Annotated in this window: 10 protein-coding genes; 5 read left to right on the plus strand and 5 right to left on the minus strand. The window is 55.3% G+C overall.

Annotated features, from left to right (window positions below; all coding sequences use genetic code 11):
* The 4 genes from C0623_07385 to C0623_07400 all read right to left on the minus strand — a co-directional run.
* On the minus strand, positions 1-1,409 hold a 1,409-nt coding region (locus C0623_07385), incomplete at its 3' end, for an ATP-dependent DNA helicase Rep (protein ID PLY00330.1).
* Between the two features lie 243 nt (positions 1,410-1,652).
* The gene (locus C0623_07390) at positions 1,653-1,904 is read right to left on the minus strand and encodes a hypothetical protein (GenBank protein PLY00331.1); all 252 of its coding nucleotides are present in this window, start codon (positions 1,902-1,904) and stop codon (positions 1,653-1,655) included.
* A 268-nt stretch (positions 1,905-2,172) separates the two neighbouring features.
* Entirely contained in the window at positions 2,173-2,895 is a 723-nt protein-coding gene (locus C0623_07395) for a hypothetical protein (protein ID PLY00332.1), read from the minus strand.
* The gene (locus C0623_07400; protein ID PLY00333.1) at positions 2,882-3,805 is read right to left on the minus strand and encodes a TIGR01212 family radical SAM protein; all 924 of its coding nucleotides are present in this window, start codon (positions 3,803-3,805) and stop codon (positions 2,882-2,884) included. The genes C0623_07395 and C0623_07400 overlap by 14 nt, the downstream gene beginning before the upstream one ends.
* A gap of 88 nt (positions 3,806-3,893) precedes the next feature.
* On the opposite strand from C0623_07400, the gene C0623_07405 reads away from it, so the two are divergent.
* Complete coding sequence (locus tag C0623_07405; GenBank protein PLY00334.1) at positions 3,894-4,109, plus strand: hypothetical protein; 216 nt, start codon at positions 3,894-3,896, stop codon at positions 4,107-4,109.
* 9 nt (positions 4,110-4,118) lie between these two features.
* Here the strand turns inward: C0623_07405 and C0623_07410 are convergent, their stop codons facing one another.
* Complete coding sequence (locus C0623_07410; protein ID PLY00335.1) at positions 4,119-4,409, minus strand: HNH endonuclease; 291 nt, start codon at positions 4,407-4,409, stop codon at positions 4,119-4,121.
* A gap of 157 nt (positions 4,410-4,566) precedes the next feature.
* Here C0623_07410 and C0623_07415 point away from each other — a divergent pair, with 157 nt between their 5' ends.
* Genes C0623_07415 through C0623_07430 form a run of 4 tightly spaced genes read left to right on the plus strand, consistent with a single transcriptional unit; the run spans position 4,567 to position 9,477 of the window.
* A complete protein-coding gene (locus C0623_07415; GenBank protein PLY00336.1) occupies positions 4,567-5,922 on the plus strand; it encodes a Trk system potassium transporter TrkA in 1,356 nt (451 codons plus the stop codon).
* A complete protein-coding gene (locus C0623_07420; GenBank protein PLY00337.1) occupies positions 5,923-7,365 on the plus strand; it encodes a potassium transporter in 1,443 nt (480 codons plus the stop codon).
* A 7-nt stretch (positions 7,366-7,372) separates the two neighbouring features.
* A complete protein-coding gene (locus C0623_07425; protein PLY00338.1) occupies positions 7,373-8,230 on the plus strand; it encodes a hypothetical protein in 858 nt (285 codons plus the stop codon).
* Positions 8,231-8,259: 29 nt separating this feature from the next.
* The gene (locus C0623_07430) at positions 8,260-9,477 is read left to right on the plus strand and encodes a hypothetical protein (protein PLY00339.1); all 1,218 of its coding nucleotides are present in this window, start codon (positions 8,260-8,262) and stop codon (positions 9,475-9,477) included.
* Positions 9,478-10,151: the final 674 nt, after the last annotated feature.

Raw genomic sequence — 10,151 nt, forward strand, 5'->3', positions numbered from 1 at the left:
AAGCGGCTCGGCACCCGCTGCAGCATTTTACCGAATTTGCGGCGCTGTTCACAGCTGCTCAGGGTCAGGGTTTTCCGGGCCCGGGTGATGCCGACATAGCAGAGGCGCCGCTCCTCGTCGATATCCATCTCTTCGGAGATCGACTTGGTATGCGGCAGGAACTCCTCTTCGACTCCGACCAGAAAAACATGATCAAACTCGAGGCCCTTGCTCGAATGCAGACTCATCAGCACCACGGCATCCTGCTGCAGCTTTTTCTCCTTGTCGTCACTGTCGGAATCCTCATCATCGAGCAGTGAAACCTTTTCGAGGAAACCGAGCAGGCTCGGCTTGCCTTCGCGCTCCTCGTAGTTGGCCATGGCGCTCACAACATCCTCGACAAACTCCATCCGCTTGCGCGCCCGGTCCGGATCGTTGAGGGTGCGGTGCAGTTCGCCCTCGATATCGAGATCGGTCACCAACTGGCGCAACAGCGCAGCCAGGCCGGATGAGGTCCGAAAACGCTGACGATAGTTTTGCAGCAGGCCGACAAAGCGGCTGATGGCGTCGCGCACCCGCGGTTCGAGTTCGACCCCGGACGGATCATCGAGAACATCCCATAATGGACAGTTACGCTCGGCCGAGGCCCGGATCAGCCGGTCGGCGCTGGTCGGGCCGATGCCGCGGCGCGGATAATTGAGAATACGCAGCAGATTGATCTCGTCACTGCGGTTGAGAATCACCCGCAGGTAGGCGAGCAGATCCTTGACCTCCTTGCGATCAAAAAATTGCTGGCCGCCGATCAGCACATACGGAATATCCTCGTAACGCAGCTGCTCTTCAAAGACCCGCGACTGCACATTGGTCCGGTAAAGAATGGCAAAATCGGAGTAAACGGCTTCCCTGTTGTAGAGGGCATTGCGGATATGGGTGATCACGTGCTGCGCCTCTTCTTCCTCGTCGTAACAGCTGACGTGGACCAGCGGCTCTCCGTCGCCGGCCATGGCCCGCAGAACCTTGTCCTTGCGCGCCTTGTTGTTGGCGATCAGGCCGTTGGCGGCGGCGAGGATATTGCCGGTCGAGCGGTAGTTGCTTTCGAGCTTGACCACCTTCGCCCCCGGGAAGTCCTTTTCAAAATCGAGAATATTGCCGGGATTGGCGCCGCGCCAGGCATAGATCGACTGGTCGTCGTCACCGACAACACAGAGGTTGCGCTCGGCGCCGGTGAGATGTCGAAGGATCCGGTACTGGGCCTCGTTGGTGTCCTGATACTCGTCGACCATGATATAGCGGAACTGCTGCCGGAATGATTGACGAACCGCCTCATGTTCGCTGAGCAGTTTTTCGCTGTACAACAGGATGTCATCGAAATCGACGGCATTGAAGGCTTTCAGAGACTTCTGATATTCGGGGTAGACCTCCGCCGCCATGATCGCGTACGGATCACCCTGATTGAACCGGAAGGTCTGCGGCGTCTCGAGCCGGTTCTTGGCCGCCGAGATCAGGTACTGAATCCTTTCGGCATCGTATTTCTCCCCCTGCGGGGCCAGACGGGAAACGATATCGCGAATCAGCCGAACCTGGTCGGCCGCCCCGTAGATCGTGAACCCTTTTTTAAAACCGAGCCGGGCAATCTCCTGGCGCAGGATCTTGACGCCGAGCGAATGAAAGGTCTAGATCGTCATTTCGGAGACCGACCGCTTGCCGACCAGAGCGGCGACCCGCTCCCGCATCTCCCTGGCCGCCTTGTTGGTAAAAGTGACTGCGAGGATATTCGCCGGCGCAACCCCCTGCTGCAGAAGATAGGCGATGCGGAAGGTGATAACCCGGGTCTTGCCGGAGCCGGCGCCGGCCAGAATCAGGACCGGGCCGTCGGTCTGTTCAACAGCGGTTCTCTGTTCAGGATTGAGCGAGGAGAGTTTCATAATCTTCCAGCGAAAAGTGATGCAAACGGCGCGCAAAGTACCATATCGGAGAGGTACAGGCAAGAAATTGTAAAGGATTAAAATATAGGCTTGATTATATAAAAAAGCTCATGTATTGTTCTGCTCGTTATGATGCGAATTGTAGTGATAATGGTTGGTATTGTTTGGGCGTCCCTGCTACTGATCTCCTGGGGTGGAGCCGGTGAACAACCGGAAACCCTCGAGAGCCCTGTCGTCAGCAGCTCCCGCTGAAGCACCTCTTCTCCAATCACCCGCTCCCGGGTGGACTGAATACTTTTTCAGGTACGGATGGGTTTGTCTGGATCGATTGAAAGCTGGTCACGACAATCGGTTTTCCATTAACAAAGTTAATCATGCGGAACGGCACCTGCATCCCCTTGACCGGCCGGTAGTCCTCGTAAACGACTCCAAAAGTCGCATTTTCACCCTGAACAACAAGCTCCCGCTCGACCTTCCGCACCACCGAGTTGATCGGATCGATCGTTATGGTCATTTCGGCGCCATCCGGATCGGTTAAACGCAACCGGACCGGCTCGCCTTCGACAACCTCGTCAAGCAGCTCGAGACGATAGAAACCCTGTTGCAGTCCGAACGGGATACGCAGGTGCTCCGACTGGAATTCCAGCAGGTCGTAGCTGATACCGGTCGCTTTTTCAAAGCCGCTGCCGGAATCGATCCAGCCGGCACCATCAAGAAAGAGCCGGTCTTCTTTTGCGTCATCCATTTCGGCGATAACCCGCAACTCGCCCGGTCGACGAAACAGAATCCAGACCTTGGCGTGCTTGTCCTCAATAAGATTCTGCACGTGCCCATGGAACAGGAATCCCCGGGCCTCGCTCAGGGCCTTGGCCCCGCCATGTGCCTCAACCACCCGCCGGGCAATCGAATCGGCGGTCTCCGGTGGCTTCTGGCAGCTCAGCAGAAGAGTCGCAACAACTACGATAAGAAAAATGATTTCAACGCGCCGCATGGTAATGCCTTCCCTGAAAAGAGTTGCGCCGGACAAACTCGGCATCAATCGCATTGAGGACTTCCCATTTGTTCAACGACCAGAGGGGTGCCAGAAGAATATCGCGGGGGCCGTCACCGGTCAAACGGTGAATCAGTGTGTCGGGATGCAGCCGTTCGATAAAATCGACAACCAGAGAAACATAATCATTACGGCTCAAGACGTCAACTTCGCCCCGTTCATAGAGATCACCGAGCGGTGTCCCGCGGAGGATATGAAGCAGATGGATCTTGACCCCGTCGACCTGAAGACGGGCCATTTCATCGGCGGTCTTCAGCATCGCGGCACGATCTTCTCCCGGCAGCCCGAGGATAACATGGACACAGACGCGCAGCCCTCTCTCCCGGGCCGCTTTGTAGGCATCGAGGAATTGCGCATAATCGTGGCCGCGCCTTAAATAATCGAGGGTCGGGTCGTGGCTCGATTGCAGGCCAAGCTCGAGCCAGAGGTAACACTGCTGGTGATAAGTGCCGAGCAGGTCGAGAACTTCGACCGGCAAACAGTCGGGGCGGGTCCCGATCGCCAGGCCGACGACATCGTCAACCGCCAGAGCCTCGTCATAAAGCCGGCGCAGGGTCGCTACCGGAGCATTGGTATTGGAAAAAGGCTGAAAATAGGCGAGGAACCGGCCGGCCTTGTACTTGCGAACCATGACCTCCTTGCCCTGTTCAATCTGTGCCGCTACCGGCAAAGCCCTTTCGATACCGACCGCTCCGGAGCCGCCCGGGTCACAAAAAAGGCATCCCGGGTTGGTCCGGGTTCCCGCCCTGTTCGGACAGCTCATCCCGGCATCGACCGAGATCTTGTGAATCCGCTCGCCGAAGAGCTGTTTCAGATGCTCGGAAAAAAGCTTGTAAGGTTTCCTGCTCATGGGAGTAATATGCCACCGGAGCTGAAAATCAGCAAATTTTCTGTTATGATGACCGTTGCAAAACAGTTATACCAGATGGAGGTTTGCCGTGTCGGACGAAGAACAGAAAGAACCTGAATCCCCGGAAACACCGGAAGAAGAGCCCGCCAGCCCATCCCGCTTTCCGGAGATGGACGAGCTGCAGGACGACATCGCCCGGCGGATCCGTGACAACCAGAAATTTCTCGATCATTTTCTCGACAACGATTATACCGATGAGGATGAGGACGATGATGATGACGAGGAGATTTTCGAGGAACTCTAGGCGGCAGTATTACGATTCGGAATAACCGATCTTATCGAGATAGCCGGCCCATTCGACCGGCGTCAGCTGCTTTTTCCGATTGTTGCAATCCTTGCAGGCGGCGACACAATTCCCTTTTGTCGTTTTGCCGCCGCGCGAGACCGGAACAACATGATCGAGAGTCAGGTCACGCGGCAATACCCGGACACCGCAATAATGGCACTCGCCGCGGGCAACCCGATTCTTCCACCACTGGCTCTGCCGCAGCTCACGGGCCTTGCGGCGTTCCCTTTTGATATGGTCTTCATCAACTTCAAACATTAATTTACCTGACCTTTCCCCCTGCATTCTATCGATTCCGGCCGCGAAGTACAACTCACTTACGAAGAGCAGACAGGCTTGCACAATTTGACGATTTATGCGATTTTTACCCGATTGTTAAGCGACCAACAGCTGTTTTTCCAGAAAGCGGAAAGTTATGCGTATATTGATTGTCGGTGCCGGCCAGGTCGGCTATTTCCTCAGCGAGCGGCTCTCCCTCGAAGGACACGAGGTAACGCTCATCGACCGCAGTGACGAAAATCTGCGCCGGGCCGAGGACCGTCTGAACGTTCTCGGTATTGCCGGAAACGGCGCCAGCGCCGAGACCCTCGAGCAGGCCGGAATCAGCGACACGGATATTTTCATTGCCGTCACCGATTTCGATGAAGTCAACATTCTCGCCTGCCTCCTGGCACGTGAATACGATGTCAAAACCCGGGTCGCCAGAGTCAAAAGCATCGAATATACCGGCGCGGGGGCGATCCTGTCGAAAGAGAAGCTCGGCATCGATCTGCTGATCAACCCGAACGACGCAGTTGCCGATGAAATCGTCAAAATCGCCTGCCGCACCGGCGCATTTGATGTTGCTGAATTCGTCGAAGGCCAGGTCCAGTTCCTCGGCTATCGGATCGAAGAAAACTCGCCGATCTGCAACCTGACCTTGCGCGAACTCGGCGAGATCCGCGGCATCTACCGCTTTGTCATCACCGCCATCACCCGCAACGGCAAAACCCTCATTCCGCGTGGCGACGACACGATCCAGGCCGGCGACTCGATTTTCATATTCGCGCACACCCAGGACCTGCCTTCGATACAGTACATGCTGCAGCAGGACACCAGTGCCAAGAAACAACAACGCCAGCGCGCCTTCATTCTCGGCGGCGGGCATATCGGATTACGGATCGCCAAGCAACTTGAAGAAGAGCGTTTCGAAGTGCGCCTTATTGAGCGCGACGAAGAACGATGCGAAATACTCTCGGCCAAACTGGCCAAGGGGATGGTCATTCACGCTGACGGCACCGACATCAGAACACTGGTCGAGGAGGGTATTGAAGTTGCCGATATCTTCATTGCCACCACCGACAGCGACGAGACCAATATCCTGAGTTCGCTGCTGGCCCGCCAGCATGGCGCCGAACGGACCCTGGCCCTGGTCAGCAGCCCGGAGATGCTCGGCCTCGCCCCGACTCTGGGTATCGACGCCTGTGTCTCTCCCCGTATTTCGGCGGCCAGCGCCATCCTGAAATACGTCCGGCGGGGAGAGATCATCTCGATTACGGCAATCGAGGGGAGCAATGCCGAAGCGATGGAAATCGAACTGAAAAAAGAGAGCAAGAACCTCGGCATCCCGTTGCATGATCTTGTTTTTCCCGAGAACGCCATTATCGGGGCGATCGTCCGCGGCGAAACCTACCAGATTCCGGATGGAGAAAGCACCCTCGAAGCGGGCGACCGGGTTGTTGTTTTTGCCCTGCCGGAAGCACTCGTCAAGGTCGAGAGGTTCTTTGAATAAATGAACATCCAGTTGACCCTGCGCATACTCGGCGCGCTGCTGCTCTTTTTGGCAGCGGCGCTGCTGTTCCCGATCCCTTTTTCGCTCTACTATGCGGACGGGGCAGCCCTCGCTTTCATCTGGTCATCGTCCATCTCATTTCTGGTCGGCCTGATCCTGTTCCGCCTCTGCCAGAGCGACCGGGAACTTTCGGTCAGGGAAGGCTTTGCCATCGTTACCTTCGGCTGGCTTTTCTATGCCATATTCGGCGCCCTGCCCTTTTTGCTCAGCGGCACCATCCCTGCACCGCTCGATGCGATGTTTGAAACGATGAGCGGTTTTACCACGACCGGCGCCTCGATTCTGACCCGGATCGAGGGCCTGCCGGAATCGATCCTGCTCTGGCGCTCATTGACCCAATGGCTTGGCGGCATGGGAATCATCGTTATGTCGCTGGCGATCCTGCCGATGCTCGGTGTCGGCGGCATGCAGCTGTTCAAGGCCGAGGTTCCGGGCCCAACGGCCGATCGCCTGAAGCCGCGCATACAGGACACCGCCAAACTGCTCTGGGGCGTTTACGTTCTGTTAACCGCGGCCGAAACCATCCTGTTGATGTTCGGTGGCATGAGCCTGCATGACGCACTCTGTCACTCTTTTGCGACTCTGGCGACCGGCGGCTTTTCATCCCGTAACGCTTCGGTCGGAGCCTATAATTCGGCATACATTGACTGGGTGGTCACCCTGTTCATGTTCTTGGCCGGGGTCAATTTCTCCCTGCATTATCATGCCCTGCGCGGCCGCTTGCGCCAACTGCACCGCAACGAGGAATTCCGTGTCTACCTCGGCATCACCCTGATAGCAATTGCGGCCCTGTTTATTTTTAATTTCAGTTCGGTGTACGACTCCTTCGCCGACAATCTCCGATACAGCGCCTTCCAGACGGTTTCGATCATGACGACGACCGGTTTTGCAACGGCCGATTATGAAGGATGGTCAGTCGCTGCTCAATACCTGCTGGTTCTTCTGATGTTCATCGGCGGTTGTGCCGGGTCGACCGGCGGCGGCATGAAGGTCGCCCGGATCCTGCTGCTGTTCAAACACGCCCATGTGCAGCTCTTCCGGCTGATCCATCCCCGGGCCGTGCGCTTGGTCAAACTCGGGAACATTCCGGTCGACCGTGAAGTGATGCAGGCAATCCTTGGGTTCTTTGCACTCTTTATGGGGATCTTTGTCGTCGCCTCACTCCTGATGGCCGCCAGCGGCATGGATCTGGTCTCGTCCGGGGCCGCGGTTATCGCAACCCTGAGCAATATCGGCCCGGGTCTCGGCTCGGTCGGCCCGGCCGACAACTACGCTCATATTGCCCCCTTCGGCAAAACGGTGCTGATGTTCTGCATGTTGCTTGGAAGGCTCGAATTATTTACGGTTCTCGTCCTCTTCTTTCCGACCATCTGGCGCAAGTAGCGCATTTATGACTCGTCTGCGGCGAAGACGCTGGTTCCTACTGCCGACGACATTACCGTCACTTTTCCTGGTCACTACGCTTCTCCTCCTGATCACCGGAGTGGATAAAACATGGGGAGCCATGGACAACCATTTCCTTTACTTTCCGACCCGAACGCTCAATTCGACCCCGGCCGCCGCCGGCCTTGAGTTTGAAGAAATCCGTTTTCCGGCAGTCGATGGCACCAGCCTGCATGGCTGGCTGGTGCCCGGCCAACCGGATTTCCCTCTGGTCCTTTTCTTCCATGGCAATGCCGGAAATATCGGTGACCGGGTTCACAACCTGCAACGACTGCATCAGGCCGGCTATCCGGTTTTTATTTTCGACTATCGGGGGTACGGCCATAGTGGCGGCAGCCCTTCCGAAACAGGCACCAGTGATGACGGACGTGGTGCCGTCGCCTGGCTTGAGCAGCGGGGATACCCTCCGGCAAAGACACTGTACTTCGGCCGTTCACTGGGGGCCGCAATTGCCCTGCAGATGGCTCTCGAATTTTCACCGGCCGGCCTGGTCATGGAAAGCCCTTTCACCTCGATCAGGGCAATGGGCAGGTGGCACTATCCGGTACTGAGCCGACTTTTCGGCTGGCTGCTCTCGGCAGAATATAACAACGAAGAAAACATCGGCTCCCTCACAGTTCCGCTGTTGTTGATCCACGGAACAGCCGACTCAATCGTGCCGCCGATCATGGGCAAGCGGCTATTTGAGCTTGCACCGGAACCGAAGCGTATTTATCTTGTCAAGGGTGCAGATCATAATGACAGCTTTTACCTGGGTGATGTAGAATACTGGCAGAACTGGCACTGGCTTACCAGCGCACACTGAACCTGAACCGGGCAGACAATTATTCACAAATGAAATTATGCTTAGCCAAATACTCGATTGTGGCGACCCTGGCCGCCTTTCTCATTGTTCCGGTCGAGGGACATGCCGAAAAATTCGACTTTTTTGTCGTCCCGACCCTCGATCAGCAACTCGACAGCTGGTACAAGGTGCCGTCGAACTTCGAACCGACAATTTATATTCCTGAACGGATATACCCCGACCAGCCCTTTGAACTGCGCCTGCTCTTCAGGGGGTACGCCCTTTCGGCTCTGGGGAATGTCAATATCAGCTATGATTTCCAGTTTTTCGCCCCGGACGGCAGTCCAACCCCGGACCGGGGAGAGGACTTTATCGCCTACAACGGCCCGATCCGGAATAAAAAATCGATTATTATCAACCAGCAGTACCCGGGCGTCATTTTTGACAAGAGCTATCCACCGGGAGACTACGAGGTTAAAATCATCGCTCGTGATCGTTATGCAGAGAAGACCGTTTCCCGCTCGGCAACAGTCGAGTTCAGTAAATTCGAAAAAATTGCCAATTTTGCTAACGAAGATTTCTACAAGTTCTGGATAAAGAACTATTTTCGCCAACCGGATAGCGGCAAAGCTGTCTTCGGGATCCTGCAATTCATCGACGACGACCCGCAGTGGATTAAAAACAACACCCGGCTGTTATCCTTCAGCCGCCATCTCATTAACGAGAACCGCTGGCTCTGGAACCACCTGGTCAACGATTACCACAACAAACCGGAACAGCGTAAACAGATCCTGGGATTGATGGCTCTTGCCGACAACCCACCATTCGATCTGCTTTCCCGGCTCACTCCGGACGACAAGGCCTATATCGACAAACTGCGTGCCAGGACCCTTGCTGACGCCGGGATGTCTGCTGCCGAGCGAACGCCGCAGCGGATCGATGCGCTGTGGGGACAATTCTACGCAACCGGCCATCTTGCCCCGTTTGAAAAAATTGTAAGATCATTGGAGTATTTCAAACTTGCAGAAGCACCGAACGAAGAAGAGATGACGCGAACACCGGAAGAGACCGTCTTCTGGGGTCTGGTCGAGCATCTGGTTGATGTTTCACTGCTGACCAAGTACACCGTATACCTGCTTGATCATTCCGACGTCTCACCGACCGCGAAAAGCCTTTTAAGGCTGGCCCTCAAAACAGCAGACAAACTGCTGAAGGAGAAAGAAAAGGCGCCGCCGGACAAAAAAAATCCCCTATCTCAATCGAGATAGGGGTCCCCTCCGAAATTTCAATACAGACAAAAGAAGAAGGTATCCCTCCGAGAGCTTTGACCAGAAAAAGGCTTTCGCCTCTGACCTTCACTTTGTGGCTCCTATTATAAGAATGATTTCTTACATTTTTCTTACATTTTCGAACTATTTTCATTTTCACACTAAAAAAAATGCATTTTTCTGGGTTTTTATAAACTTCGAAACAATCCCGGGAAGGATGCAGGCAGAAAATTTTGGTTCTTCGCAGAGGAGAGTGAAGGCAGCATTAGGCTCCTCCTGCAGCCGGCTCAAGACAGGCAAGAAGAGTCAGGAACCCGCCGTTCGATACCAGCGACCCTGACTGGCTGGATGGAAACACAGTCAAATGGGGACATGATCTTCAGGTCAGGGAAGTATCCCTGACTTGGGTCTGAAGACAGGAGACCGAAGAGAGTAAAACCGCGCGGTTGCGGTCGGGCTGCGGTTCAGTGACCGTGCTGGCAGGTGCGCCCTCAAGAGCAACGGGGGTAAGTCAAAGGCTTTGCTTTTAAAGTTTTGAGACATTTCCTGGTTTTCTCTGACAGCTCACAGCTTAAAACTTACAGCTGTCTTATATGTCAAACCGCCGGTCGATACCGGCGACCTCGTATTCTGCTTTCAGGGTACGATTGAAAAAGTATGACAGAGTTTGAGTA

Source organism: Desulfuromonas sp. (genome assembly GCA_002869615.1).
Taxonomy (GTDB): domain Bacteria; phylum Desulfobacterota; class Desulfuromonadia; order Desulfuromonadales; family UBA2294; genus BM707.